At 52.9% G+C, this 24,338-nt stretch carries 33 protein-coding genes; 29 read left to right on the top strand and 4 right to left on the bottom strand.

Annotation, left to right across the window (positions count from 1 at the left end):
* Positions 1-109: 109 nt before the first annotated feature.
* Positions 110-1,147: a tyrosine-type recombinase/integrase gene (locus tag BHE81_RS15745; protein ID WP_110246555.1), complete on the bottom strand. Its 1,038-nt coding sequence runs from the start codon at positions 1,145-1,147 to the stop codon at positions 110-112.
* Positions 1,148-1,153: 6 nt separating this feature from the next.
* Positions 1,154-1,741 carry a phage repressor protein CI gene (locus tag BHE81_RS15740; RefSeq protein WP_110246554.1) on the bottom strand — a complete coding sequence of 196 codons (588 nt, stop codon included), beginning with the start codon at positions 1,739-1,741 and terminating at the stop codon, positions 1,154-1,156.
* Positions 1,742-1,861: 120 nt separating this feature from the next.
* Between BHE81_RS15740 and BHE81_RS15735 the strand changes: the two genes are divergently transcribed.
* From BHE81_RS15735 to BHE81_RS15675, 13 genes are all read left to right on the top strand, one after another.
* Entirely contained in the window at positions 1,862-2,083 is a 222-nt protein-coding gene (locus BHE81_RS15735) for a hypothetical protein (protein ID WP_004195891.1), read from the top strand.
* Between the two features lie 30 nt (positions 2,084-2,113).
* Positions 2,114-2,623 (top strand): phage regulatory CII family protein, encoded by a 510-nt coding sequence (locus tag BHE81_RS15730; protein ID WP_023317766.1) that lies wholly within the window; start codon positions 2,114-2,116, stop codon positions 2,621-2,623.
* A gap of 7 nt (positions 2,624-2,630) precedes the next feature.
* Complete coding sequence (locus tag BHE81_RS15725; protein ID WP_110246553.1) at positions 2,631-2,831, top strand: phage filamentation protein Fil family protein; 201 nt, start codon at positions 2,631-2,633, stop codon at positions 2,829-2,831.
* Between the two features lie 80 nt (positions 2,832-2,911).
* Positions 2,912-3,199, top strand: a complete 288-nt coding sequence (locus tag BHE81_RS15720) for a hypothetical protein (protein ID WP_049123877.1) — start codon at positions 2,912-2,914, stop codon at positions 3,197-3,199.
* A 65-nt stretch (positions 3,200-3,264) separates the two neighbouring features.
* On the top strand, positions 3,265-3,489 hold the full coding sequence (locus BHE81_RS15715) for a DUF2732 family protein (RefSeq protein WP_110246552.1): 225 nt from the start codon (positions 3,265-3,267) through the stop codon (positions 3,487-3,489).
* Positions 3,489-3,716, top strand: coding sequence for a TraR/DksA family transcriptional regulator (locus BHE81_RS15710; protein ID WP_110246551.1), 228 nt, complete (start codon positions 3,489-3,491; stop codon positions 3,714-3,716). Before BHE81_RS15715 ends, BHE81_RS15710 begins: the two co-directional genes overlap by 1 nt.
* Positions 3,713-4,294: a 3'-5' exonuclease gene (locus tag BHE81_RS15705; RefSeq protein ID WP_057222570.1), complete on the top strand. Its 582-nt coding sequence runs from the start codon at positions 3,713-3,715 to the stop codon at positions 4,292-4,294. The genes BHE81_RS15710 and BHE81_RS15705 overlap by 4 nt, the downstream gene beginning before the upstream one ends.
* Complete coding sequence (locus BHE81_RS15700) at positions 4,291-4,563, top strand: DUF5405 family protein (RefSeq protein WP_057222569.1); 273 nt, start codon at positions 4,291-4,293, stop codon at positions 4,561-4,563. Before BHE81_RS15705 ends, BHE81_RS15700 begins: the two co-directional genes overlap by 4 nt.
* Positions 4,560-4,841: a DUF3850 domain-containing protein gene (locus BHE81_RS15695; RefSeq protein ID WP_057222568.1), complete on the top strand. Its 282-nt coding sequence runs from the start codon at positions 4,560-4,562 to the stop codon at positions 4,839-4,841. The genes BHE81_RS15700 and BHE81_RS15695 overlap by 4 nt, the downstream gene beginning before the upstream one ends.
* A gap of 143 nt (positions 4,842-4,984) precedes the next feature.
* Complete coding sequence (locus BHE81_RS15690; RefSeq protein WP_172622149.1) at positions 4,985-7,054, top strand: replication endonuclease; 2,070 nt, start codon at positions 4,985-4,987, stop codon at positions 7,052-7,054.
* Positions 7,055-7,172: 118 nt separating this feature from the next.
* Positions 7,173-7,613 (top strand): DinI-like family protein, encoded by a 441-nt coding sequence (locus tag BHE81_RS15685; RefSeq protein WP_110246549.1) that lies wholly within the window; start codon positions 7,173-7,175, stop codon positions 7,611-7,613.
* Between the two features lie 81 nt (positions 7,614-7,694).
* Positions 7,695-8,426 carry a hypothetical protein gene (locus BHE81_RS15680; protein ID WP_110246548.1) on the top strand — a complete coding sequence of 244 codons (732 nt, stop codon included), beginning with the start codon at positions 7,695-7,697 and terminating at the stop codon, positions 8,424-8,426.
* Positions 8,427-8,543: 117 nt separating this feature from the next.
* On the top strand, positions 8,544-9,344 hold the full coding sequence (locus BHE81_RS15675) for a hypothetical protein (RefSeq protein WP_110246547.1): 801 nt from the start codon (positions 8,544-8,546) through the stop codon (positions 9,342-9,344).
* A gap of 369 nt (positions 9,345-9,713) precedes the next feature.
* Here the strand turns inward: BHE81_RS15675 and BHE81_RS15670 are convergent, their stop codons facing one another.
* On the bottom strand, positions 9,714-10,757 hold the full coding sequence (locus BHE81_RS15670; protein WP_110246546.1) for a phage portal protein: 1,044 nt from the start codon (positions 10,755-10,757) through the stop codon (positions 9,714-9,716).
* Positions 10,757-12,526 carry a terminase ATPase subunit family protein gene (locus tag BHE81_RS15665; RefSeq protein ID WP_064184062.1) on the bottom strand — a complete coding sequence of 590 codons (1,770 nt, stop codon included), beginning with the start codon at positions 12,524-12,526 and terminating at the stop codon, positions 10,757-10,759. Before BHE81_RS15665 ends, BHE81_RS15670 begins: the two co-directional genes overlap by 1 nt.
* A 165-nt stretch (positions 12,527-12,691) precedes the next feature.
* Between BHE81_RS15665 and BHE81_RS15660 the strand changes: the two genes are divergently transcribed.
* From BHE81_RS15660 to BHE81_RS15585, 16 genes are all read left to right on the top strand, one after another.
* On the top strand, positions 12,692-13,546 hold the full coding sequence (locus tag BHE81_RS15660; protein ID WP_110246545.1) for a GPO family capsid scaffolding protein: 855 nt from the start codon (positions 12,692-12,694) through the stop codon (positions 13,544-13,546).
* Positions 13,547-13,619: 73 nt separating this feature from the next.
* Positions 13,620-14,678: a phage major capsid protein, P2 family gene (locus BHE81_RS15655; RefSeq protein ID WP_064184060.1), complete on the top strand. Its 1,059-nt coding sequence runs from the start codon at positions 13,620-13,622 to the stop codon at positions 14,676-14,678.
* A gap of 3 nt (positions 14,679-14,681) precedes the next feature.
* Entirely contained in the window at positions 14,682-15,425 is a 744-nt protein-coding gene (locus tag BHE81_RS15650; protein ID WP_101987951.1) for a terminase endonuclease subunit, read from the top strand.
* A 96-nt stretch (positions 15,426-15,521) separates the two neighbouring features.
* The gene (locus BHE81_RS15645; RefSeq protein ID WP_009309691.1) at positions 15,522-16,028 is read left to right on the top strand and encodes a head completion/stabilization protein; all 507 of its coding nucleotides are present in this window, start codon (positions 15,522-15,524) and stop codon (positions 16,026-16,028) included.
* Positions 16,028-16,231, top strand: coding sequence for a tail protein X (locus BHE81_RS15640; protein ID WP_004175163.1), 204 nt, complete (start codon positions 16,028-16,030; stop codon positions 16,229-16,231). The genes BHE81_RS15645 and BHE81_RS15640 overlap by 1 nt, the downstream gene beginning before the upstream one ends.
* A 4-nt stretch (positions 16,232-16,235) precedes the next feature.
* Complete coding sequence (locus BHE81_RS15635; RefSeq protein WP_049157366.1) at positions 16,236-16,526, top strand: phage holin family protein; 291 nt, start codon at positions 16,236-16,238, stop codon at positions 16,524-16,526.
* Positions 16,513-17,010, top strand: coding sequence for a glycoside hydrolase family protein (locus BHE81_RS15630; protein WP_110246543.1), 498 nt, complete (start codon positions 16,513-16,515; stop codon positions 17,008-17,010). The genes BHE81_RS15635 and BHE81_RS15630 overlap by 14 nt, the downstream gene beginning before the upstream one ends.
* Positions 17,007-17,438 (top strand): Rz-like lysis system protein LysB, encoded by a 432-nt coding sequence (lysB, locus tag BHE81_RS15625; protein ID WP_110246542.1) that lies wholly within the window; start codon positions 17,007-17,009, stop codon positions 17,436-17,438. Before BHE81_RS15630 ends, lysB begins: the two co-directional genes overlap by 4 nt.
* Positions 17,320-17,571: an Rz1-like lysis system protein LysC gene (gene lysC / locus BHE81_RS28805; RefSeq protein ID WP_142484729.1), complete on the top strand. Its 252-nt coding sequence runs from the start codon at positions 17,320-17,322 to the stop codon at positions 17,569-17,571. Before lysB ends, lysC begins: the two co-directional genes overlap by 119 nt.
* The gene (locus BHE81_RS15615; protein WP_110246541.1) at positions 17,534-18,001 is read left to right on the top strand and encodes a phage tail protein; all 468 of its coding nucleotides are present in this window, start codon (positions 17,534-17,536) and stop codon (positions 17,999-18,001) included. Before lysC ends, BHE81_RS15615 begins: the two co-directional genes overlap by 38 nt.
* The gene (locus BHE81_RS15610) at positions 17,994-18,443 is read left to right on the top strand and encodes a phage virion morphogenesis protein (RefSeq protein ID WP_110246540.1); all 450 of its coding nucleotides are present in this window, start codon (positions 17,994-17,996) and stop codon (positions 18,441-18,443) included. Before BHE81_RS15615 ends, BHE81_RS15610 begins: the two co-directional genes overlap by 8 nt.
* Positions 18,444-18,559: 116 nt before the next feature.
* Positions 18,560-19,153 (top strand): phage baseplate assembly protein V, encoded by a 594-nt coding sequence (locus tag BHE81_RS15605; RefSeq protein WP_258316346.1) that lies wholly within the window; start codon positions 18,560-18,562, stop codon positions 19,151-19,153.
* Entirely contained in the window at positions 19,150-19,497 is a 348-nt protein-coding gene (locus BHE81_RS15600; protein WP_023327805.1) for a GPW/gp25 family protein, read from the top strand. Before BHE81_RS15605 ends, BHE81_RS15600 begins: the two co-directional genes overlap by 4 nt.
* Before the next feature lie 4 nt (positions 19,498-19,501).
* Entirely contained in the window at positions 19,502-20,410 is a 909-nt protein-coding gene (locus tag BHE81_RS15595; protein ID WP_110246538.1) for a baseplate assembly protein, read from the top strand.
* A gap of 7 nt (positions 20,411-20,417) precedes the next feature.
* Complete coding sequence (locus BHE81_RS15590; protein ID WP_172622148.1) at positions 20,418-21,005, top strand: phage tail protein I; 588 nt, start codon at positions 20,418-20,420, stop codon at positions 21,003-21,005.
* A 2-nt stretch (positions 21,006-21,007) separates the two neighbouring features.
* The gene (locus BHE81_RS15585) at positions 21,008-24,337 is read left to right on the top strand and encodes an SGNH/GDSL hydrolase family protein (RefSeq protein ID WP_149888810.1); all 3,330 of its coding nucleotides are present in this window, start codon (positions 21,008-21,010) and stop codon (positions 24,335-24,337) included.
* The last annotated feature ends 1 nt before the right edge of the window (position 24,338 follow it).

Below are 24,338 nucleotides of genomic sequence, written 5' to 3'. Positions count from 1 at the left end.
ACCAACGACCAAGCGATTATGAGAATCATGAAGGCCAAACGAAAAACAATAACTTATTTAATAATCATACCGTTAATAAAAATATATAAGGCAATATAGGGCAATAATTCTAAGTTGCTGCGACACTTTTGCGACAATCTAAAGGGTTGAGTCTGACTGCATCCTCAAGATGGTTGGGGGCGAAGTGTGCATATCTCATTGTCATTTTTATATCGGTGTGCCCCAGTATCTTTTGCAATACGAGGATGTTCCCGCCGTTCATCATAAAGTGGCTGGCGAACGTATGCCGCAAGACATGAGTTAACTGGCCTGGAGGAAGCTCTATCCCTGCGCGATCCAGGGCATTTCTAAAGGCGTAGTAGCACGGGGTAAATAGTGTGCCATTCTTTTTAGGAAGTTCCCCCATTAGCTCGGCCGATATGGGTATTGTTCGATTCTTTTTACCCTTAGTCTTGATATAAGTGATCTTCCCCGAGGAAACCTGAGAACGCTTTAGGCTTTCTGCTTCACTCCATCTCGCTCCAGTTGCAAGGCAAATCTTAACGATTATCTCCAAGTCTTCAGCAGAACTGTTGCGGCACTCTTTTAACAGCAATTCAATCTGCTCAGCTGTGAGATACGACATCTCGCTTTCTTCAGTACGAAATTGCCTGACATTTTCCAGGGGATTGGGTGGCGCCCACTCACCTAATCGTTTAAGTTCATTAAAGACAGCTAAAAAGTAAGCGTGTTCAAGGTTCATCGTCCGTGGCGATACCTGGCTAATTCTCTTTGTGCGAGCGAAATGCCCTTCAAGCCTTTTTGCGCGGTATGCGGTAAATAGCTGGGCGCTAAATTCGCTAGCAAGTGGGGAGCCCATGCACTCAGCCGCCCATAGCATGGATTTCTTTCTTTTCTCGCCATCTTTTAAGGTAATCCCGTGACGGTCAAACCAAAGGTGAACGAGGTCGGAAAGACGACGGCGATCTTTCCCATCACCTAGCCAGGGGGAGTCATCAACCTTTTGCATTGTGAAGTTTTCGAATGCAAGAGCTTCCCCTTTAGTAGAGAATTTTTTACGGACTCTTTTACCCTGCTTACCATCGCTACGATTGACTGTATAAAAGTCAGCGACCCATTGCCCGTCGCTCAGCTTACGCACTGCCATCGCTATTTATCCATTTGCTATGGTTAAAATAACTCTTCCGATTACGCGGATGTCATCGATTCCGCAATCAAAAGCAGCGCTGCCATTTCCGCTGACTCGGACTCTTTTAACAGGGATTCTTGTAAGTGATTTGATGCTGGTTTTGCCTTCAATCTCTACCAGCCACTCCCCATCAAAAATCTCTTGAAAATCGCATTCCACAACGTAGGTAACGGAGCCCTCAATTACACATTTTGGCTTCGAGGGTGAAGGTCTACCAGGCAAAATTGTTGCTTTGTCTAGCTTCAAATGGTCGGAGTCATATAAAAGACCGTCGACAATCTTTTGTCTGGGGATTCGAAGCATATCGATTTCATCGGCATTAAATTTTGAGCCGAAACCAGTGGCTAACCATTCCAAAGTTGCACCTGTCTCTGCCATGCACCGGACAACAATGTCAGAAGGGAAATAATCTCGACGGTAACGCATGGCTAGGCTGCTACTTGCGATGCCTAAATGATCAGCAAGTGCTATTTTTGTTTTAAATCCGTAAGCCTCAATAACCCTATCAAGTACTTCTCCGCCACCTTCTGTAAAGTTTATTTGTAGACTCAAGGTAAAAATCCTCTTGCAGCACGCACTAAGTCGAGTGTAGGATTCGCTTTGTAGATTTAAGCGAATATTGCCTTATATAGCCCTGTATTGCCGTACAGGTTAACCAGCGGAGTTTGCCTTATGCGACCAAACATTACAATCGTCATCCCTGAGCCTTACCTGCCACTTGATGAGTATTGCCGCCGTACTGGCACTAACAAAGAAACAGCTAAGAACCTGATTGAATACGGAAAGTTACCAATCAAACCAAAGGGTAAACAGACTAAGGGCCTGGTTGAAGTCAACATGGCAGCTCTGACTATTCAAGCTCTGAGTGAATGCGACATTTCACTTAACGTGTAAATCATCATAGTGATTAGAGGGAGTCTAAACATGTTAGATTTTCGCGTTTCGTCACATGCACACTTTGATGATGCATGCAGAAAATTCGCGGCCACGCATAACGTGAAAGAGCTGGCGGATAAAGCCGGTATCAAGCCGCATACGCTTTACAACAAGCTCAACCCGGAACAACCACACCAGTTAACGCCGCGCGAAATCTGGACGCTGACAGACCTGACCGAAGATTCGACCCTCGTCGATGGTTTTCTGGCGCAGATCCATTGTCTGCCATGCGTGCCGGTCAACGAACTGGCAAAAGAGAAACTGCAATCCTACGTCATGCGCGCCATGAGTGAACTCGGCGAGCTGGCGAGCGGTGCCGTTTCAGGCGACCGCCTTACCCCGGCCCGTAAGCAAAACATGATTGCGAGCGTAAACGCAGGTATTCGCATGCTGTCGCTGTCGGCAATGGCATTGCAGGCCCGGCTCCAGGCTAACCCGGCAATGACGAGTGTCGTCGATACCGTCAGCGGCATCGGCGCGTCATTCGGTTTGATTTGAGGTGCTTATGTTGACTAACGAACCGTCATTCGCCTCTCTGCTAAAAAAACGTAGCCCATCTATGCACTACGGGCACGGCTGGATAATGGGTAGCGACGGCCAGCGCTGGCACCCTTCCTGCTCTCAGTCCGAATTGTTGAACAGCTTAACAGCAAAAAAAGTCTCTGCGGTTAAGCGGATTTTAAATGCATTAATGGGGGCAAAATGAACGAAAGAATTTCAGCTCATGACACCCAGGCGAGCAAGCTTTTTAGCAATGCTGATTGTACTACTGAGCAACCGAAGACCATGACCGGCGAAGAGTGTTTCGCACGGTTTCATCAAAAACTGAAAGCAACAGAAAATAAGGCGCTGCGTAATTTCAATAAGCTTGATGAAGATTTTAAGTTTGTGGTTTTAACGCTTGCTAACAGAAATAATCCGGGCGTGTTTCGCTCTGATGAAGTCGGTAAGCCATATGAGTATTTTGATATGGAACGCCGCAAGCTGATTATTGCGTCAATGAATAAGATTTCCCGCTGGGGTGGGATTTTGCCCCGGCATATTTCCATCCATGAATGCTTTTTAGCTAATTAAACAAACCCGTAATTAATGGCGTAAACCCGCCGGGCTTCTTATTGCCCGAAATCAGGAGATTAAGAATGCATAAGCAATCTTCAGTACCTAAAGAAAATGCCGACCTGCTTCTTGAGGTTATCGGTGTTGCAAAACGTGAAGAGCGTAAAGGTCGAGCGCTCGCTGTTTCCATTCGCCTTGAGGCGCTGGCAACCCATATCGCTAACAAGGGTATGAGCGCCATAGAAGCGGCTGAACTGCTGCGCCGCGAAGCCACCCGCTACGAAAACGAATCTCAGGAGCTGCACTAATGGCCGACGCTATGGATATCGCACAACAGCGCGAGCAGGCAGAACGCGAACGCCTTATCAACAACGCGCGCAGCCATATCGCTGCGCCTTCTCGTTTTACCTGCGAAGAGTGTGAAGCCCCAATCCCGGAGGAACGCCGCATTGCAATTCAGGGCGTTGCGCTATGTGTCACCTGTAAGGAAATCGCAGATCTTAAAGGTAAACACTATAACGGAGGTGCTGTATGAGCATTATTAATACGACAATTAGTCAGCATGCCAAACGTTGGCTTAATGATGGATACTTATTTATTGATACCGAAACTACTGGGTTGGGTGACGATGCGGAAATCGTTGAAATCTGCATTATAGATAAAAATGGTTTTATTATGCTTAATACGCTAATTAAACCTACTAAGCCTATCCCTGATGAGGTTATTGCTATTCACGGCATTACCAATGAAATGGTTGCTCATGCTCCAACTTGGAAAGATGTTCACGGTGCGGTAGCCAATCTGTTCTTTAATTATGGTTTCGTTATTTATAATGCTGATTATGATACTCGCCTGATACGTCAAACAGCGGAATTAAATGGATTAGGGACTGACGGGCTATCTTCATTTATAGATCACTCCCTGTGCGCCATGATGTTATATGCAGAATATCGTGGCGAGCCGGGGAGATATCACGGTTATAAATGGCATAAGTTAGTCGATGCAGCCGCGCATGAAGGGGTTGTGGTTGAAGGGCGGGCACACCGTGCTTTAGCAGATTGCAAAATGACATTAGGTGTCATTAAAGCTTTAGCGCAAGGCGGTGCAGCATGAGCCTCCGCATCGAAATCGGCGACAAATGGATTATTAACAGCGACCAGTATCAATTCATTTTGAGCGAGAAAAAGGTCGCGAAAAGCGGCCGTAAAGCTGGCGAGGAGTGGCTTGATACTATCGGCTACTATCCGAAAATCGAACAGCTTATTTCCGGCCTGATTCATCATCACATCCAGCAGTCGACCATCACCTCAATTGAGGAAATGGCCGCTGAGATTAAGCGTATCGGAGAAATGTGCGCCTCCTCAATCAAGGCGGCGGCATGAGAAAAACACATCAACTAAAAATTCGGCCTGAGTTTTTTCAGGCTGTCATCAATGGAACGAAAAAAGCAGAGTTTCGTCTTGCTGACCGTGCGTTTGCTGTAGGGGACTTACTTTGCTTAAACGAGTACGGCCCCTGCGAGTATGAACCGCAAAAGGTCGGGTTTACAGGCGCGTTTGTCTACGTACTGGTGACTCATGTAGCTGACCTTAACGAGTGGGCTCCTGGCTATGTGATGCTAAGCATACAGCGTAGGCAAATGGGGGAGCTATGCAGGTAAGCGTTAACTATGCTTACCCGTGGAACGCTCCACGGTCGGCAATAGCCAGCCCATATCTTACCTATGACCAACAGCATCGCCGCGACCGTATGTTCGCGGCTCTGCTGCATGCGAGAAAGGTGCTTTCTCTCCAGCCCGAGTGCGTGCGCTTTGACGTCTATCGCACCGCTGCGGTGCTGGAGCAAAATCAGGGCAGTCAACGAGCCAATGCTTTTTTAATCAGCTTCTGCAAAAAGGCATTGCCACGTCTTGAACTGGTCGCAAAAAAATACGAGTGCGTGGGTATCAATAGCAACGTATCAGCCGCCGTTTTTGGTGGTCATTTTGATACCCGGCTTATGCAATATCTGGCGTCACGCATGGTCAATATGGTTGCCAGATATAACCGACTCCCGGACATGTCACGCGCCGATATCGACCTTTTGGCCGCTGATGTCGCTAATTTCATTCGCTCTGAGCTGGCCGACATTGATGACACCGGATTTAGCGAGCTTAAAACGTTGTACACCTGGTACATGCGCGCTGGTTTAATTTCCCTGCAATTCAACGTTACCCCGCCGCATTGGGAGCGGGTGACAAAGAAATATGTCGGTGAGGATGAAATCGCCCCATCCATCACCCGTATGTTTAATGAGGTTTGGTGGCGTGGCCGTTTGCGTCGTATTGCTGCTGCATGGCGCGAACACTTGCAAATTGCCGTTGGCAACGTCAGCAAGAAAAGACACGCCTACGCGAGTAAAAACTGCGTGACTGACTGGCGCGAGCAGAAGCGCCGCACGCGTGAATTTCTCAAGGGACTGGATCTCGAAGACGAAGACGGCAACCGCATCAGCCTTATAGAAAAATATGACGGTTCAGTCGCTAACCCTGCAATACGCCGCTGTGAGCTGATGACCCGCATCCGTGGATTTGAAAATATCTGCAATGAACTCGGTTATGTAGGGGAGTTTTACACCCTGACCGCGCCGTCTAAATACCACGCCACCACCAAAGCGGGCTACCGTAACAGCAAATGGAACGGCTCCAGCCCGTCGGACACGCAGAGTTACCTTACTGGCTTATGGGCGCGCATCCGCGCGAAGCTGCACCGTGAAGAGATACGTATTTTCGGCATACGTGTTGCCGAGCCCCATCACGACGGAACGCCGCATTGGCACATGCTTATGTTCATGTTGCCGGAAGACGTCGAGCGCGTGCGTCTCATCATCCGTGATTATGCGTGGGAGGAAGATCGCCACGAACTGAGAAGCGATAAAGCCAAAAAGGCGCGCTTTCATGCCGAGGCCATCGACCCAGAAAAGGGCAGCGCTACCGGCTATGTCGCTAAATACATTTCCAAAAATATTGACGGTTATGCACTTGATGGCGAGCTCGACGACGAAAGCGGCGAACTGTTGAAAGAGACCGCGCCTGCCGTTTCTGCCTGGGCCGCGCGCTGGCATATTCGTCAGTTTCAGTTTATCGGTGGCGCACCGGTGACGGTCTACCGTGAGTTACGTCGTCTTGCTGATACCGAGACCGCGCACGGCCTGAGCGTCGAGTTTGCCGCCGTTCATGATGCCGCTGACGCCGGTGATTGGGCTGGTTATGTTAATGCGCAAGGTGGCCCGTTTGTGCGTCGTGATGATTTGCAGGTGCGCACGCTGTATGAACCGCGCGCCGAGTTTAACCAGTATGGTGAGGAAACCGTCTGCATCCGTGGCGTATACGATTCCACTGTAGGCGTAGACACCCCGATTTTAACCCGGCTAACGCAGTGGAAAATTGTGCCGAAGCGTGCCGTTGATTTGGCCGTTGACATTAAGGGCGCTCCTGCGCCCTCTCGGAGTTCTGTCAATAACTGTACGGGAAGCGAAAGCGATCCACCGGCGCTCGATTTAACAAAACCTCTAAGTCGACGTGAAAGACGGGAGCTAACGAACCGACTGAGAAAGCAAAAGCCAGCAATACGGCGAAAATTCGCCCACGGAACGGATGAGCAAAGCGCCGCTATGGAGAAAACTATCGACGAGATACATCTGACAACTGGCATCACCATCAGCCGAGGCGAAGCCATGCACCTGATGGCGGGTGGTAAAAGCTGTTTTGATGGAAAGTGGTTGCGAGGAACAGTCAGGGGAGAAATATTCCCCGCAGCACCATCGCACCAAGCTAAAGCTAAGAAAATCCTCAATCGTGTTGCAGTTTTAGCAGAAATGACATCGAAACTGTAAGCGGCAATGTTCATCCATATCATGTACATACAGTGTATTTCTTTGCGATTTTTTTCTTCACACCATTTATCGATACGTGATACTGTATGTTTGTACAGTATCTCGTTATGGGGGTTGTGTGGATAGAGAGTTGAGAGAGCACGTCATGATTGAACGTGTCGAAATGATTGCGCGTCTGACGACTGAGGGTACTTGTCAAGAGCGAGACCGCGAAATTGCCTTAAATTTGATAGCGGAAATAGCAAAAGGCAACCTAATGAAAAACAATAATTTTTCCGTTGTTTTTTCCGCGCCGCCTTTAGACGAACCTTTTGAAAGGGATAACAAAGTGAAGGTGAACATAACGCTAGATAAAGACCAAAAGATAGGTCAACCGGTAATTGATGCTTTTCAAAGTGAATTGACGAGGCGAATACGGTGTGTTTTCCCCTCAACGCGCGTAACTGTTAAAAAGGGATCCATGACGGGTGTTGAGTTGATGGGGTTTGATAAGGATTCAGACCGGGAGGCTTTGGATAGTATCCTCCAAGAAGTATGGGAAGATGAGAGCTGGCGTTAACTGCTGAAAAATGTACAAGCCATGACCTCATGTTTGATAGCATGGGGTTGTTTTTTATGGGATTGCACAAAAAGGAAAATCATGGATACCGTCATAGCATTTTTATCTCTGGCTCTATTTCTGGCCTTTATCGTGGGTCTAATCAAACCGTCGCTGGTTAAGATGCCAAACCGTAAACGCTCCAGCGCAATTTATCTCGGCGGCTGTCTGGCACTGGCTATCATTGGCTCAATTTTATGGCCGACTGAACAAAGCCAAACAGAAGTAAAAACAGACGTACCGGCAGTTGCAGCAGAGCCGGTTAAACCAACCTTTGAGTATGCAGATAAAACCCTCAAAGAATATCGCAATGAACCTAAAGAAACCCGGCACGATATCGTTAAAAGCTATGTTGGCTACAAAGGTGCACCGGCCAGCTCTGCTGATGCTTTTTATGCCTGTATGAGCGAGTACACTTTTACTAAAGATGATGCGTTAAAGCTCGGTGATGTGTTGGGGTGGTGCTTCAACGACTTCGAGAAGGATCCGCAATCTCTGAATAATAAAATCAACCTTGACGTATTTCAGGGTAATTTTAGCGGTTGGGATGGCTCGTATCGCCCGTTAGAGAAGCTGATAAAAGCCAGGATGAATGATGATTCCTCTTATAAACACGTTTCAACGGTCTACCATCTAATTTTGAATAAAGACCCGCATGCCGTTGTAAAAACAACGTTTCGAGGCGCAAATGCTTATGGTGGCGTGGTCAAGCAGACCGTAGCGGCACGCGTCAACGTGCGAACGGGCGAGGTCGATTCGATACTCGACAATTAATCTGTATAGCAACAAACGCCGCTGGTGCTGAAACTTGCTTTCAGTGCTGGCGGGGTTGAACAACGAGCCCCGTGAGGCGTTAGCCATTTAGTATTGAGCGGCTAGCGCAAAGGAGGAATGATGAACAAAACCAGCAATGCTGTCACAAAATATCTTGAATTGTTTGAAGAGAAACGAACTCCAGATAATGGCAGAATTAGTTTAATTTATGAAAATGCTATAAAGTACGATATGTACTCTGTTTACATTAAAGATGAATATGGTGATGACTATCTTTTTGATAGGTACACCAACGGGGAAGTAAAGGCAAGAAAATGGGATTCTCAAGATAATAGATTTTCCATTGATTCAACGCTCAATCCTTCGCAGCTAAAGAACGAGTCTTTCTCTGGTATTTATTATTATCATGCGCACGAATTAAAATTCAATTCATTAGATGACCTAAGATTTCTTAAAAGGTTGAAATTTAGATGGGATGCCGACAATGAAAACCGTAAATTTAGTCGCGCAAAATATTTATACCGGCAAAGTAAACAGGAAATTACTGATGTGATGACTGTTTTGGCTTCTGTTGTCAGACTTTATCGGGAGCAGCAAGGTGATGGTCCGTTTAGTCAATTTCTTATATTAACTGATATCGCCGGTAAGTTGTGGATTTACCACGATGACAGGTCAAGGCTCGAAAAAGAGCTTCGTTTATGCCTTGACTCTCTAGTAGAAAATGGAGATCTGTCAAAGAGCGTAGATGGTTATAGGCCCACAGGTAAAGCCATTAATACATTAGCGGCATTCAATAAGTCTGAAGAGCGTTATAAAGAGAACGCACGAACTCAAAAAATCATGGTATGGGCAACTGGTTTTGCAGCTTTGGGAGGATTGGGGAGCATGGTTGCTGCCTTTCTCACGCTGTTTAAATAGCCCATATCAGCTTGCTAACTAGCATACCTGATAGAGAACATGTTCGTTTGCAGAGTGTGCATGCAACGGGTGCATGGTTTTGCATGCGCCTAGGTTGCCCGTTCTGGCCATGCGCCGTCAGAGCTAGCGCGGATCCTGAGTGGTCATGCAACTGCATTAAAACCGATTCATAAAGCGGGCAGGCGAGGCGGGGAAAGCACTGCGCGCCAGCGTACTTTTGCGCATTTATTTTCGCAGCCTGAGCGCGTCGCTGTGCCGCGCAGGTTCGCGAGGGTGTCGGTGGGTGGTGCGGGGGTGTTTGAGGGCGTGGCGGGCTTCTGAGGCGGTCAGGCGTGGGGGTAAGAAAAAGCCGCCCGGAGGCGGCGGAAATCAGTCACTTTCGGTGTCGAGGGTGTAACTTTTGAACCGGATCACCTCCTGACCGGCCCACTCGTTGACCTCGCGCATTCTGTCCTGTAGCGGGATGAGCTCGTTACGCACAAATACCTTTGCCACCTTCTCGATGTCACCGAGCGAACCGACGTTTTCCGGCTTGCCGCCCATCAGTTGGAACGGGATGCGGTGAGCGTCGAGCAGGTCGGCGGCGCTGACTTTTTTGATATTGAAAAAATCGTCTTTCGTTGCCACCTCGCTGAGCGGCACAATTTTAATGCCGTCTGGTTTTCCGTGCGGTGCGTAGAAAAACAGATTTTTGAAGTTACCGAGCCCCTTCGAACTGCGCATCGCATCGCGCAGCGCCTCAACATCGGTACCGCTTTGCGCGGCGTCCGTCACATACATGATGTAACCAGCATGCGCCCCGTTCTGGTAATACTTGCGACGGAACAGCGTCGCCGCTTCATTCAGCCAGGCGGAGTTTAGCGCGCTGAGATATTCCGGCATGCCGTACAGCTCCTGGTTGATGTCAGGCTCCAGCAGGTGGAATACGGATCCCGGCGCGAACGGATGCGGCTGGTCGAATGACGGCACCCACCAGTAGACATCCTCCTCAATACCACGACGCGTGTATTTCGCCGGTGATGCTTCCAGTTTCAGTGGGCGACCAGTGACACTCTTTCGGAGCTCTAAAAACGCGTTGCCAAACACCAGAAAATCAAGCGCGAAGCGGCTGAAGTCCTGTTGTGACAGTAGCGGGTGCGGAATAAACGTTGAGGCCAGAATGTTGCGCTTAACGTAAATCGGCGAGCTGTGATGAACGGCGGCGCGCAGGCTTTTCGCCAGCCCGTTAAAGCTGACCGGCGGTTCGAACCAGCGGCCATTATTGACGCATTCCACGTAATCCAGAATATCGCGGCGGTCGAGCACGGCGCTCGGTTCACCAAAGGTAAACGCCTCCATTTTTTGGGGCGCGCTGTCTTTCATGTTGCGCGGGCGCTTTTGTGGCTGTGGCTTGCGGCCTTTGTATTTACTCATCAGTTGAACTCCAGAATAGATGATGTGGCCTGGCCGCTGCCAGCGGTCAGCGGTTCGTTTAACAGCGCGTGCATGGTCGCCCAGGCGACGTCCGCATGACTGGCCTCCTCGGTGCGGCTGGCCTCATAGGTGGCACTGCGCCCGCTGCTGGTCATGGTCTTGCGGATAGCCATAAACGAGGTGGTGATATCAGTGGCGCTGACGTCGTATTCGAGACAGCCACGGCGAATAACGTCTTTTGCCTTCAGCACCATCGCGGTTTTCATTTCCGGCGTGTAGCGGATATCGCGGGCGGCGGGATAAAACGAGCGAACCAGCTGGAAGACGCCAATACCGAGGCCGGTCGCATCGATACCGATGTACTCGACGTTGTATTTTTCGGTGAGCTGGCGAATGGATTCGGCCTGCGTCGCAAAGTCCATCCCTTTCCACTGGTGGCGCTCCAGAATGCGGAACTTGCCACCGGCGACAACCGGCGGCGCGAGCACCACACACCCGGCGCTGTCGCCACTGTGAGACGGGTCGTATCCCACCCACACCGGGCGGGAGCCGAACGGGTTGTCTGCGAACGGCGCAAAGTCTTCCCACTCTTCCAGGCTGTCGACCATGCAGCGTTGCAAATCCTCGAACGGGAACACCGACGCCTTGTCGTCAACGAACTCGCACATAAACAGATTGCGGAAGTCGTCGACGCTGTTTTCGCGCTGGAGCTGCTCCAGGTTGAACAGCGTACAGCCCCCGGCGAGCGCATCCTCAATGGTGACAATCTGCCGCCACTGACCATCAGGACACGCCACGCCAGCGGCGAGCGCGTCATGACTGATATCGATGTCGACCCGCTCGCTGGCGCGGGCGCGCCCACGGTTGAACAACTCTCCCGACCAGAACGGGTAAGCGCCGTGCGCCAGGGTGGAAGGCGTCGAAAAATAGGTGCTGCGCAGGTGGCTTTGTGAGGCCATGCCCGACGACACTTTGCGCAGTTTCTGGAAGTTGGGGATCCAGAATATCTCATCGACATACAGGTCGCCGTTATGACTCTGCGCGGTGTTTGAGTTGGTGCCGAGAAAAATCAGCTTTGCGCCGTTGTTGCCGATCACAATCGGGTCGCCGGTCAGGTCGACATCGACCAGGCGCGCAAACTGGATGATGTACTCGCGAAAAACATACGCCTGCGTCTTACTCGCTGACAGAAAAATTTGGTTATGGCCGGTTTTCAGCGCATGCAGCAGCGCCTCGCGGGAAAAGTAGAACGTTGCCCCAATCTGGCGCGATTTCAGAATGTCGCGAATACGGTGCTCAAGCCCGGCTCGGTGCCAGCGGAGCTGATACTCGAAAGACTCTGCAAAGAAAATCTCTTCCAGTTTCTCGATAGCCTCGTCGCTGAAAAAGTTCTTTGTCGGCTTTTTGCGGTCGCCTTTGTTGCGGTTGGCCACGTTGGGATTAAGGTCAACCTCGTTTCCGGTCTGGCCATAGCGATTAATGCGTGCAAAGCGCTCCATCTGCCGGGCCAGAAAATCCGCCACCTTGAAATCGTGGGGTGTGAGGTTGGGCTTTGCGTAGAGCTGAATCAGCCGGGCCTCTAAGGTGCTTTCGACCCGATTCAGCGGTGCCGTTTCGTCCCACTGGTCGCGCTGTTTCCAGCTCTGCACCGTCGGGCGTTTGGTCTGCAACATTTCGGCAATCTGCGGCACGGAAAACCCCTGCCAGTACAGCAAAGCCGCCTGGCGTCGCGGGTCGTTTAACAAAGTGGTGTCGGTGGTGATGGTCATGGATGCCTCGCCGTGATTGATACAGGGCAAGGCTAAAGAAACGGGTGATGCGAATCGCTAAGGTGCTGTTGTGTGAGGGATAAGCCATCCGGGACAGATGGCGGGTGGACGGCGACGTCGGGAAACTAACCCCGACCCGTTAACCCGATATCAGGACTCCTGACAATGGCAAAAAAAGTTTCAAAATGGTTTCGCATCGGCGTCGAAGGCGATACCTGTGACGGCCGCGTTATCAGCGCGACGGATATTCAGGAAATGGCCGAGACCTTTGACCCCCGCGTCTACGGTTGCCGCATTAACCTCGAACACCTGAAAGGCATCCTGCCGGATGGCCCGTTCAGCCGTTATGGCGATGTAGTCGAACTGAAGTCTGAAAAGATTGACGACGATTCGGTACTGAAAGGTAAGCTGGCGCTGTTCGCCAAAATCACCCCGACCGATGACCTGATCGCAATGAATAAAAAATTGCAGAAGGTCTACACCTCAATGGAAATTCAGCCGAATTTTGCCAATACCGGCAAATGCTACCTGGTCGGCCTGGCGGTGACCGATGACCCTGCCAGCCTCGGCACCGAATACCTCGAATTTTGCCGGGGTGCCAAATTTAACCCCCTCAACCGCTTCAAAGCCGAGCCGGGCAACCTGATTTCCGTCGCCACCCTCGCCGAGCTGGAGTTTGAAGACCAGACAGAAAATGTCTTTACCGCCCTGAGCGACAAAGTGAAAGCGATCTTCAGCCGCAAACAGGCCAGCGATGACGCCCGCTTTCATGATGTGCATGAGGCCGTGACGACCGTAAGTGAACATGTGCAGGAAAACCTCACCGCCACTGAGCAGCGTCTTGCCACGCTGGAAAATGCCTTTGCGACCCTGAAAAAGGACGTCACCACGAAGGCCGACCAGACCAGCCAGGCATTCAGCCAGTTAAAAACGTCGCTGGATAAAACCGAAAGCACCACGCAGCCACGCCGCAAGCTCTCCACCGGTGGCGGTGGCGATGAGCTGCTGACCGACTGCTAAACGGTCGTGAATTTATCGCCGGGCGACAGGCTTGCCCGGTCAGACAACCCGATTTAACCCAACAGGAAAGACTATGCGTCAGGAAACCCGTTTTAAATTCAATGCCTACCTGTCCCGCGTTGCCGAGCTGAACGGCATCGACCCGGACGACGTGAGTAAAAAATTCTCCGTCGAGCCGTCCGTCACACAAACCATGATGAACACCGTGCAGATGTCCTCTGCCTTTTTGCAGAAAATTAATATCGTGCCGGTGGATGAGCTGAAAGGTGAAAAAATTGGCGTCGGCGTCAATGGCACCATCGCCAGCACCACGGACACCAACAGCGGCCAGGAGCGTAAAACCGCCGACTTTACCGCGCTGGAGTCCAAAAAATACGAGTGCGATCAGGTCAACTTTGACTTCCACTTCAAATATAAAAAGCTGGATTTGTGGGCGCGCTTCCAGGACTTCCAGCGCCGTATTCGCGATGCCATCATCCAGCGGCAGGCGCTCGATTTCATCATGGCCGGGTTCAACGGCGTTGAGCGCGCCGAAACCTCTGACCGCGCCACTCATCCAATGTTGCAGGATGTCGCCGTGGGCTGGCCGCAGAAATACCGCAATGAAGCGCCGACCCGTGTGATGAGCAAAATCGTCGACGAGGAAGGGAATGTGGTTTCCGCTGTTATCCGCGTGGGTAAAAACGGCGATTACGTTAACCTCGATGCGCTGGTCATGGATGCCACCGACAACCTGATTGACGAGATTTATCAGGAAGATTCGGAGCTCGTCGCAATTGTGGGCCGTAAGCTGCTGGCCGACAAATATTTCCCGATCGTCAACAAAGACCAGCCGAACAGCGAAGCGCTCGCGGCTGACATCATCATCAGCCAGAAACGCATCGGCAACCTGCCCGCCGTCCGTGTGCCGTACTTCCCGGCGAACGCGATTATGGTGACGCGTCTCGATAACCTGTCCATCTATTTCATGGATGAAAGTCACCGCCGCTCCATCATCGAAAACCCGAAACTCGACCAGGTGGAAAACTACGAATCGATGAACATCGATTACGTGGTCGAAACCTACGCCGCCGGGTGCTTCATTGAAAATATCAAGCTGGGCGATTTCTCTGCCGCGCAACCGGAGGGCTAACCGATGACGAGCCCCGCACAGCGTCACATGATGCGGGTCTCGGCCATTGAAACCGCGCAGCGGGAAAACAACCCGCTGCGACATGCCACTGCCTACGAGCAGATGCTGGTTAAGCTGGCCGCAGACCAACGCACGTTAAAAGCCATCTTTGGTAAAGAGCTGAAAGCCACGAAAAAGCGCGAGCTGCTGCCGTTCTATCTGCCGTGGGTCAGTGGCGTGCTGGAACAGGGAAAAGGTGCGCAGGATGACATCGTGATGACCGTCATGCTGTGGCGTCTCGATGTCGGCGATATCGGCGGCGCGATGGATATTGCCCGCTACGCGTTTAAGTACGGTCTGACCATGCCAGGCAAACACCGCCGCCCGCCGCAGTACATGTTTACCGAAGAGGTGGCGCTCGCCGCCATGCGCGCCCATGCCGCCGGTGAACCGGTCGTCATCAGCCAGCTGCTCGACACGCTGGCGCTGACCGCCGCCGCCGATATGCCTGATGAAGTGCGCGCAAAACTGCACAAAATCACCGGTCAGGTGTTACGGGACAACAAACAGCCCGCCGACGCGCTGGCCCACCTCAAGCGAGCGATGCAGCTCGATTGTCAGGCAGGCGTCAAAAAAGACATTGAACGGCTTGAGCGTGAGCTGAAGCCCAAACCGGCAACGGTCGTTAAAGCCCCGGTAAGAGCGCCGCGCGCCGTGAAAACCACGGCACCGGCTAAACGTGGCCGCCCGAAAAAGACCGTCGGTTAACAGAATGCGCCCCGCGCCAGGGCGGCACGCCGGTCGATGAGGGTGTTTTACCCGACCTGAGACCGGCGTCCACCGCCCACCTATTCAGAGGTAGTCATGACGACGCTGATTATTAAAAAGAACGATGAGCCGCAGCCGGGTGGCGTGGTGGTCATCCCGCCGCCTGCCAGCGATGAGCCGGTGATAAAAAATACGTTTTTCTTTCCTGACATCGACCCGAAACGCGTGCGTGAAGGGATGCGCCTTGAGCAGACCGTCGCCCCGGCCCGGCTGCGAGAGGCCATCAAAACCGGCATCGCCGAAACCAATGCCGAGCTTTTTTTGTGGCGGGAACAGCAGATTGCCGGGGGTTTTAGCAAGCTGGCCGACGTGCCGGCTGACGATCTCGACGGCGAAAGCGTGCGCGTTTTCTATTACCTGCGCGCCGTCACCTCAATGGCGACCGCCACGCTCTATGAGCGTTATCGCGGTGTGGATGCCAGCGCCAAAGGCGACAAGAAAGCCGACAGCATCGATACCACTGTCGACGAGCTGTGGCGGGACATGCGCTGGGCCGTATCACGCGTCCAGGACAAACCCCGCTGCATCGTGAGCCAAATCTGATGCAGGCCATCGCGCAACAGGGCGACACGCTCGACATGATTTGCGCCCGGTATTACGGGCGCACTGAGGGGGTATTCGAGTCGGTGCTCGCCGCCAATCCGGGGTTGGCCGAGCTCGGCGCAGTTCTGCCACATGGCACGGTGGTCGAACTGCCCGACGTCCAGTCATCCCCCGTAACTGAAACAATTAATCTGTGGGAGTAAACACATGACGGAAGGTGAAAAAAGCGTCCTGTCACTGTTTTTGATCGGCGTGCTGATTGTCGTCGGGAAAGTGCTGGCCGGTGGCGAGCCCATCACCGCCCGGCTTTTTATTGGCCGTATGCTGTTGGGCGGCTTTGTCTCGATGGTAGCCGGGGTGGCACTGGTGCAGTTTCCTGACCTGCCGCCCGCTGCCGTGTGCGGATTTGGCTCCATGCTGGGTATCGCCGGTTATCAGGCGGTGGAAATTGCGATTCAGCGCAGGATTAAAAAAGGGGAAAACGATGGCGGTCATTAAGACACACCCCAACGTCGCGGCATTCCTCGACACGCTGGCATTTTCAGAGGGTACCGCGACGCACCCGCTGACGAAAAACAACGGGTACGACGTCATTGTCACCGGCCTCGATGGCAAGCCGGAGATTTTTACCGACTATCGCGATCACCCGTTTGCCGATGGACGCCCGGCGAAGGTCTTCAATCGTCGCGGGGAAAAATCCACGGCATCGGGGCGTTACCAGCAGCTTTATCTGTTCTGGCCGCATTACAAAAAGCAGCTCGCTTTGCCGGATTTCAGCCCGGCATCACAGGACAGGCTCGCCATTCAGCTGATTCGTGAGCGCGGCGCGCTGGAAGATTTGCAGCAGGGGCGCATCGAGCGCGCTATTTCCCGTTGTCGCAACATATGGGCCTCATTGCCGGGCGCGGGGTATGGTCAGCGTGAGCACAGCCTCGACAAACTGGTCGCAGTGTGGCGCAAGGCCGGAGGGGTATCCGCATGAAAATAGTCATTATCCTGCTGGCACTGGCTTGCGCGGGTCTGCTGTGGATGCGACACGATAACAGCAATTTGCGCGCCTCTTTTGAACGTGCGAACCGGGTCGCCGGTACGCAGAAGACCACGATCGCCATGCTGAAAAATCAGCTCAACGTTGCCGCAGAGCAGTCGCAGCGCAAAGAGCTGGCGCAGGTTGCAATGAGGGATAAGCTCACCGCCGCTAACCTGCTGGCCTTCCGGCGTGAACAAACCATCACGAGGTTACTCAATGAAAATGACGCGTTTCGCCGCTGGTATCGCGCTGATTTACCTGATGCTGTGCGCCGGTTGCACCAGCGCGCCGCCTGTACCAACGCCGCCGCCGGTGATTGTTTACAACGCCTGCCCGAAGGTCAGCCCCTGCCCGATGCCGGGCAGCGACCCGCTGACTAATGGCGACCTGAGTGCGGATATACGCCAGCTCGAAAACGCGCTGACAAGCTGCGCAATCCAGGTCGATACGGTGAGACAATGTCAGGATGAAATCGATGCTAAAGCCCAACAGTCTGCGAAAAGCCTTAACTGATGCGGTGCCGGTACTGCGTACCAACCCCGATATGCTTTGTCTTCGCCTGGATGATGGCAACAATACGGCGACGCTGGCGCGCTCCCTGTCGTTTGAAAAGCGGTACACGCTTAATATCGTGGTCACGGATTTTACCGACGATATTGACCTGTTGTTTGTGCCGATTATGGCCTGGCTACGGGTCAATCAGCCGGACATCATGACAACCGACGAGGGGAGAAAAAAAGGATTTGCCTGGTACGCTGACATCAATAACGACAGCAGCCTCGATGTCAGCATCAGCCTGTTGCTGACCGAGCGCACGCTGGTCGAAGAAGTCGACGGCGCGATGTATGTTGAGAACATCCCGGAGCCGCCACCGCCGGAACCGGTGACGCCGCCTGTCGAGATGTGGAGTAATGGCGAACTGGTGAGTAAATGGGATGAATGACTTCAAACCCTTTGAGGACAAGCTCGCCGGATTGATAGCGGCCCTTTCCCCTGCCGGGCGACGTCGGATGACCGCCGACATTGCGAAGAAACTGCGCCAGCGGCAACAACAGCGCATTAAATCGCAGAAAGCGCCGGACGGTTCGCCCTTTGCCCCGCGTAAGCGCCAGCCCGTCAGGGCAAAGAAAGGCCGTATTAAGCGCGAGATGTTCGCGAAACTGCGAACCAACCGCTATATGAAAGCGAGCGGTGGCGACAGCGCGGCGGTGGTGGAATTTACCGGGAAAGTGCAGCGCATCGCCCGCGTACATCAGCTCGGGCTCAAGGATAAACCATCCCCCAAAAGCGCCGCCGTCGAGTACCCACAGCGCCAGCTCATGGGATTTACCGAAGATGACCGGCAGCTTGTGGAAAGCGTCATTATCGACTACCTCGCCGGTTAACGTTGTGCCAGCCAAGGCAAAACGCCCGCAGATTGCCGCCGGAACACCCCGGCGGCATCCTTTCTCCTATGAATACTCTCGCATCTATCCAGGAACTCGCCCGCGCGATACGCAACATGATACGCACCGGCATCGTCGTCGAAACTGACCTCGACGCCGGGCGCTGTCGCGTGCAGACAGGCGGCATTTATACCGACTGGCTCCAGTGGCTGACGCACCGGGCCGGGCGCTCGCGCACCTGGTGGGCTCCCTCTGTTGGTGAGCAGGTGATGATTCTGGCCGTAGGCGGTGAACTCGATACCGCCTTTGTGCTGCCGGGTATTTATTCCGACGACAACCCCGCGCCGTCGGCCTCGGCGGATGCCTGGCACGGTGAGTTTCCCGACGGTGCCGTTATGAGTTATGAGCCGGAAACCGGCGCGCTGACCGTCACCGGCATTAAAACCGCCGATGTGACCGCATCCGATTCGGTTGCCGTCAGCGTGCCGGTGGTGCTGGTAAAAGCCGAGACCCGCGTCACCCTCGATACGCCGGAGGTGGTCTGCACCAACAAGCTGACGACCGGCACGCTGGAGGTGAAGAACGGCGGAAAGATGTCAGGTGATATCGAGCACAGCGGCGGCGCTTTCACTTCCAACGGTGTTCAGGTGGATGAGCACGGCCACGGCGGCATCAGGCGCGGCGATGAATGGACGGAGGGAACCAAATGACGGCGCGTTATCTCGGCATGAACCGCACGACAGGTGAAAGCATTTCAGATGTTGACCATATCAGCCAGAGCATCGGGGATATTCTGCGCACGCCCGTCGGCTCCCGCGTCATGCGTCGTGAATACGGCTCGCTGTTGTCGCAGATGATTGACCAGCCTCAGACCCCGGCGCTTGAGCTGCAAATTATGGCCGCGTGCTACATGGCGATCCTGAAGTGGGAACCGCGCGTCAGGCTGACCAGCATCACCACCGAGCGGCAGTTTAACGGGCAGATGGTCGTCGATGTGACCGGCCAAATCACCGATACCGGCGAGAGCCTTTCCTTAACCATCCCTGTGAGTTGAACCTATGGCAGTTATCGACCTGAGCCAGCTCCCCGCGCCTGATGTGGTGGAAACGCTGGATTTTGAAGCCATCCTCGCCGAGCGCAAAGCGACGCTGATTTCACTGTACCCGGAAGACGAGCAGGAAGCGATCGCCAGGACGCTGACGCTGGAGTCAGACCCACTGGTTAAATATCTGGAAGAGAATGCTTATCGGGAGGTGATTTTACGCCAGCGTATCAACGAGGCGGCAAAAGCCGGAATGGTGGCCTATGCCATCAAAAACGACCTTGACCAGCTCGCGGCAAATAATAACGTTGAGCGCCTGGTTATTACCCCCGCAGATGATATCCAAATCCCGCCGGTGGTGGCGGTCATGGAATCCGACAGCGATTTACGCCAGCGCATCCCGGCCGCATTTGAGGGCATGAGTGTTGCCGGGCCAACGGGTGCCTATGAATTTCACGCCCTGAGCGCCGACGGACGTGTCGCGGATGCTTCGGCGAACAGCCCGGCCCCGGCAGAGGTCACCATCGCGGTGCTGTCGCGTGAGGGTGATGGCACGGCATCGGATGATTTATTGCTGGCCGTCAGTACCGCGCTGAATGATGAGAGTGTGCGACCGGTCGGTGACCGCCTGACAGTCGTCTCCGCTGAAATTGTCAGTTATGCGGTCGATGCGGTGTTGTACGTATACCCCGGCCCGGCGACGGAGCCGATTCTTGCCGCTGCCAAAGCGCAGTTAACCGCCTATATCACCGAACAGCGCCGCCTCGGTCGGGATATTCGTATGTCTGCAATCTATGCCGCTCTGCATGTTCAGGGTGTCCAGCGCGTCGAACTGCGCGAGCCACTGGCCGACGTCGTGCTCGATAAAACCCAGGCCGCGTACTGCACCGAAACCAGTGTCGTGATCGGGGGCTCCGATGAGTAACTCGCTGATGGCGACCGGGTCGTCGGTGCTTGAGCAGCGAGCCGCCGCAGCGTGCGCCGTCATCAGCGATTTATCTGTCCCGCTGCGTGATTTGTGGAACCCCTGGCGATGCCCCGTCAAATTTCTGCCGTATCTGGCGTGGGCGTTTTCTGTCGACCGCTGGGAAGAAACCTGGTCGGAAACAGAGAAACGCCAGGCGGTAAGTGATGCTTTCTGGATCCACCAACGCAAAGGCACCGTTGCCGCCGTTCGCCGGGTGATTGAAACGCTGGGCTACAGCATGACGCTCCAGGAGTGGTGGGAGGTGGCCGACCCTGCCGGGACATTCCGCCTTGAGATTGACCTCAATGATATTGGCATCACTGAGCCAATGATTAAAGAGCTGGAGCGGATTATCGGTGATGCAAAACCGGTCAGCCGCCATATATCACAGCTGACACTCTCGGCATCTGTACGAGGGACGGCTTACACGGGTTCTGCGTTGGTTGATGGTGAGGTAATCGCGGTTTATCCGCCGGATTATAAACCAGATGACGGAATTATTTACGACGGCATGGCGCAATTTAGCGGTAATTATTATTTTTCAGGTGAGTAAAAATGACAAACATCATTGAACAATCGGTATGGGAAGGCAGCATTCACCTGTTATCGCGTGCTGAAAAAGTGGAAGGTGGTCTGACAGGCTCCGCAAATATTCAGGCTAAACAACTGGCAAACCGAACCCGTTATCTGATGGACAGTATGGATGTAATTAAATCAGGTGAGTCGCCGTACTGGTCTGAAGATGCGGCAAAGGCTGCCATTCAGCAGGGTGTCATCCAGGAAGGCGCGCTATTTTCTGTAAGGAGCCAGAACGGGCTGGCGTGGGTAGATGAATACCGAAATGTGAACGGCGTCCCTGTCGCTACTGGCAAATCCCTGCCGGATGCCTCGGCTATTATTCCGTTTGTAGTGCCGAATGAAACCGACCCGACCGGCGAGATTACCGGGCTGTCACTAACGCGCGCCGGTCAGTATTTCATGGTGCGCCGTGATGACAGTAAATATCCGATAACGTATTACCTGAATGCCAATGGTGTAGCTGAAGTGGTTGACCGTGTACCGGGTATGTCAACGATTAATCAGCTGGGTAGTGATATCCGAAAAACAAATGTCTACCTGCCAGGCAAGAATCTTTTTAATAAAGACGCGGTAACAGCCGGGTATTATTTATTTGAAGGAACTGGCGAGCCGCGGATTAACCCGGATTACTGTTATTCAGATTATATTAGTGTAAAAACCGGTGGTGTATACAGCTCAGATAAGCGTATTCGAATCGTTACGTTTTACGATGAAAATTACAATTATCTCAGCGATATTATTAAAGTGTATTCGTTTACTGTACCCGCTAACGCCGCGTTGGTGCGCCTGTCCGTTTCGCTCCCCTTGATTGATACTTTTCAGCTGTCGTTTGGTGCCGGGGTGCTTCCTTACGAACGTTATCAGATGGTGCTGCCGCCGAATGTTCAGACTGCCAGAATGAACGTGATTGAGGCGCTGGACTTTGCGCCAGGTAAAAACCTGTTTGACCCGGCGGGTGTGATGGATGGTGTACATCTGTCATCCATCGGGACGATTTTCACCGATGGTGATTACACCATGTCTGTTTCTGCGTATATCGCCGTTACGCCAGGAGAAAACCTTTGTATTAATCAGCAGTGGAAAGCAGCAACATGGTATGACAAAAGCGGTGTATTCATCAGCAGGCAGTATGATGAATCCTATTTGGCCAAACCCATTGGCGTATTTATCATCCCGGAAAATGCCGCATTTTTACGCGTTGAAGTGCCTAAAGCGGTTGTCACGGCGACGATGGTAGAGCGTGGCACTGTTGCAACGGAATTTGAACCGTTTTGCCTGGCATCCCCGGAGGATTATGCAGGCCGGAAGGTGCAGTATGCCCCCGAGCCCCGGAATGATAATCCGGTGATTTTCGGTGCGGGCACTAATCTGTTTAATAAAAACACGGTCAGCACGGGATATATAAACGAGTACGGTTCATTGTACCCGGTACAGGGTTCATCCGGGACGGCGTATGTCTATTCCGAATATATCCCTGTAAAGACAGGCGTAAAATATAAATCAAATCTTCAGCTGCGATTTGTGGAGTTTTCCGACGCGGAAAAGAAATTTATATCGACGGTTGTCCGGGTGACTGATTTCACCCCACCCGCCGGGGCGGAATATGTGCGTGTCACGGTAGCTCAGACCAGCGCGGCGTCACTGTTTCTGGCCGAGGGAGACCAGCTGACTCAACAAGCTGATTACGTTCATGTGATGGCACCGAAAGCCAGCGACGGCACGCCGGTACGTATTCCGGGTGAAATGGTGCTTGCGGATGGGCTGGATATTAATTTTGTGCAGCATGGCCTGCTGGTATCCGGTAAAAATATTTACAACAGATACACGCGAAAATCAGGGTATATCGATGAAGGCGGGGTCATTCGTGAGCCGGATGAGCGTTATGACTATTCTGATTATATTCCTGTGACCCCGGGTGAAACCTACGCATTAAATCCGGGGGCCAGATTTGTCGCGCTGTATGCAAAGAATAAAGCGTTTATCAGAGCGGTGGCGGATTCCAGTCAGAATATTAAATCAATTACGCCGGACGCCGATTGTTATTTTGTCCGCGTAACAGTCAGCGTGGCATTTAGTGACACGTTCCAGATGGAGGAAGGTGATGTATCGACGGCTTACGAACCGTTTGCATATTCGCTACTTTCCGCTATGCCCGATGGCACGCCGGTAGCCGGTGGAGGAAGCCAGCCGGAGCCGGAAACGGTGATTGTCCCGGACGTTTACGGGATGGAGCGACTGCGTGAAACCCGTATGCGAATGACTAAAATGACCTTCGCCCAGGCGGTTCGGCTGGTCGTGGCGATGCTGGGCGATAGCTACACCAGAACGTCAGCGCGTTATGTGCTGAAAGTGGCGCAGATATTATGGCGCTATTTCAACAATGCAGGCACGGCCGCCATAGTGCCACCCATCGGGTACGGCTGGCGCTCGTTTGGTTTTGACCCTAACGGCGATAACACTGATGTTATCGGGACGAAGGTCAACCGCAGCGGCTTCACCTGCGCTTATAACACCGGCCACGGCCCGGATATTTCGTCAGTGACGGCAGCGGCCAGCGGCGCGACGATTTCATATAGCCAGGATTTTTCGCAGGGATTTGATTCGTTCCTGTTCGCGGAGGGTGGTTCAGGTGTGATTCAGTATCAGGCTACGGGGGGAGAGCCGGTCACAATTGACCTTTCGACCTATCCGGCCGGGATGCAGATTTTTCCGCTCGCGCTTCCGATTACCGGAAACGGTACTGTGACGTATACGGTCATCACCGCGCCGGTAACGCTTTACGGCGTCAACATCCTCAATAAAACCGCATCGGGTGTGCTTATCCACAAAATGGGCGGTAGCGGTTCGAACTCCCGTCACTGGGTGACGGCGATGGATGCACGCTGGCTTGCGGCATTTGAAAGTCTTGGGGCGGATCTGGTTACCATCATGCTGGGTACGAATGACCAGGGGGCGAAGCTGTCTGCATCGACGTTCAGGGATAACATTCTGACGATGATTGATAACGTCCGTTCAGTTCGCCCCACGGCTGATATTTTGCTGATTTGTCCGGCGGAAAATAACCGCGACGGCGGAAACAGTATTCCCATGACCACTTACGCGGAGGTGATGTACAAAATCGCACGTGATGACAGGGATGTGGCGTTTTTAAATATGCAGGCATCATTTGGTGAAAGGCATGAGGATTATGCAGCCGGTTCAGCGAGACCGTGGATGATTGGCGACGGGCTTCACCCTGACCCGAATACCGGCGGTTACGCGATTGCCGGTGCGATTACCCGCGCGATCGGTCTGCCAGTCGTTTAAG

The sequence above is a fragment of the Klebsiella sp. AqSCr genome (assembly GCF_008452795.1).
GTDB classification, from domain to species: domain Bacteria; phylum Pseudomonadota; class Gammaproteobacteria; order Enterobacterales; family Enterobacteriaceae; genus Klebsiella; species Klebsiella pneumoniae.
Note: the sequence above shows the minus strand (reverse complement) of the source record. Positions and strands in the feature narration are given on the sequence as shown.

What these genes read in the sequence shown, in the direction of transcription:
- BHE81_RS15745 (WP_110246555.1), bottom strand. Translation starts at nt 1,147, where the DNA reads ATGGCAGTGCGTAAGCTGAGCGACGGGCAATGGGTCGCTGACTTTTAT.
- BHE81_RS15735 (WP_004195891.1), top strand. Translation starts at nt 1,862, where the DNA reads ATGCGACCAAACATTACAATCGTCATCCCTGAGCCTTACCTGCCACTT.
- BHE81_RS15730 (WP_023317766.1), top strand. Translation starts at nt 2,114, where the DNA reads ATGTTAGATTTTCGCGTTTCGTCACATGCACACTTTGATGATGCATGC.
- BHE81_RS15725 (WP_110246553.1), top strand. Translation starts at nt 2,631, where the DNA reads ATGTTGACTAACGAACCGTCATTCGCCTCTCTGCTAAAAAAACGTAGC.
- BHE81_RS15720 (WP_049123877.1), top strand. Translation starts at nt 2,912, where the DNA reads ATGACCGGCGAAGAGTGTTTCGCACGGTTTCATCAAAAACTGAAAGCA.
- BHE81_RS15715 (WP_110246552.1), top strand. Translation starts at nt 3,265, where the DNA reads ATGCATAAGCAATCTTCAGTACCTAAAGAAAATGCCGACCTGCTTCTT.
- BHE81_RS15710 (WP_110246551.1), top strand. Translation starts at nt 3,489, where the DNA reads ATGGCCGACGCTATGGATATCGCACAACAGCGCGAGCAGGCAGAACGC.
- BHE81_RS15705 (WP_057222570.1), top strand. Translation starts at nt 3,713, where the DNA reads ATGAGCATTATTAATACGACAATTAGTCAGCATGCCAAACGTTGGCTT.
- BHE81_RS15700 (WP_057222569.1), top strand. Translation starts at nt 4,291, where the DNA reads ATGAGCCTCCGCATCGAAATCGGCGACAAATGGATTATTAACAGCGAC.
- BHE81_RS15695 (WP_057222568.1), top strand. Translation starts at nt 4,560, where the DNA reads ATGAGAAAAACACATCAACTAAAAATTCGGCCTGAGTTTTTTCAGGCT.
- BHE81_RS15680 (WP_110246548.1), top strand. Translation starts at nt 7,695, where the DNA reads ATGGATACCGTCATAGCATTTTTATCTCTGGCTCTATTTCTGGCCTTT.
- BHE81_RS15675 (WP_110246547.1), top strand. Translation starts at nt 8,544, where the DNA reads ATGATGAACAAAACCAGCAATGCTGTCACAAAATATCTTGAATTGTTT.
- BHE81_RS15670 (WP_110246546.1), bottom strand. Translation starts at nt 10,757, where the DNA reads ATGAGTAAATACAAAGGCCGCAAGCCACAGCCACAAAAGCGCCCGCGC.
- BHE81_RS15665 (WP_064184062.1), bottom strand. Translation starts at nt 12,526, where the DNA reads ATGACCATCACCACCGACACCACTTTGTTAAACGACCCGCGACGCCAG.
- BHE81_RS15660 (WP_110246545.1), top strand. Translation starts at nt 12,692, where the DNA reads ATGGCAAAAAAAGTTTCAAAATGGTTTCGCATCGGCGTCGAAGGCGAT.
- BHE81_RS15655 (WP_064184060.1), top strand. Translation starts at nt 13,620, where the DNA reads ATGCGTCAGGAAACCCGTTTTAAATTCAATGCCTACCTGTCCCGCGTT.
- BHE81_RS15650 (WP_101987951.1), top strand. Translation starts at nt 14,682, where the DNA reads ATGACGAGCCCCGCACAGCGTCACATGATGCGGGTCTCGGCCATTGAA.
- BHE81_RS15645 (WP_009309691.1), top strand. Translation starts at nt 15,522, where the DNA reads ATGACGACGCTGATTATTAAAAAGAACGATGAGCCGCAGCCGGGTGGC.
- BHE81_RS15640 (WP_004175163.1), top strand. Translation starts at nt 16,028, where the DNA reads ATGCAGGCCATCGCGCAACAGGGCGACACGCTCGACATGATTTGCGCC.
- BHE81_RS15635 (WP_049157366.1), top strand. Translation starts at nt 16,236, where the DNA reads ATGACGGAAGGTGAAAAAAGCGTCCTGTCACTGTTTTTGATCGGCGTG.
- BHE81_RS15630 (WP_110246543.1), top strand. Translation starts at nt 16,513, where the DNA reads ATGGCGGTCATTAAGACACACCCCAACGTCGCGGCATTCCTCGACACG.
- lysB (WP_110246542.1), top strand. Translation starts at nt 17,007, where the DNA reads ATGAAAATAGTCATTATCCTGCTGGCACTGGCTTGCGCGGGTCTGCTG.
- lysC (WP_142484729.1), top strand. Translation starts at nt 17,320, where the DNA reads ATGCTGTGCGCCGGTTGCACCAGCGCGCCGCCTGTACCAACGCCGCCG.
- BHE81_RS15615 (WP_110246541.1), top strand. Translation starts at nt 17,534, where the DNA reads ATGCTAAAGCCCAACAGTCTGCGAAAAGCCTTAACTGATGCGGTGCCG.
- BHE81_RS15610 (WP_110246540.1), top strand. Translation starts at nt 17,994, where the DNA reads ATGAATGACTTCAAACCCTTTGAGGACAAGCTCGCCGGATTGATAGCG.
- BHE81_RS15605 (WP_258316346.1), top strand. Translation starts at nt 18,560, where the DNA reads ATGATACGCACCGGCATCGTCGTCGAAACTGACCTCGACGCCGGGCGC.
- BHE81_RS15600 (WP_023327805.1), top strand. Translation starts at nt 19,150, where the DNA reads ATGACGGCGCGTTATCTCGGCATGAACCGCACGACAGGTGAAAGCATT.
- BHE81_RS15595 (WP_110246538.1), top strand. Translation starts at nt 19,502, where the DNA reads ATGGCAGTTATCGACCTGAGCCAGCTCCCCGCGCCTGATGTGGTGGAA.
- BHE81_RS15590 (WP_172622148.1), top strand. Translation starts at nt 20,418, where the DNA reads ATGGCGACCGGGTCGTCGGTGCTTGAGCAGCGAGCCGCCGCAGCGTGC.
- BHE81_RS15585 (WP_149888810.1), top strand. Translation starts at nt 21,008, where the DNA reads ATGACAAACATCATTGAACAATCGGTATGGGAAGGCAGCATTCACCTG.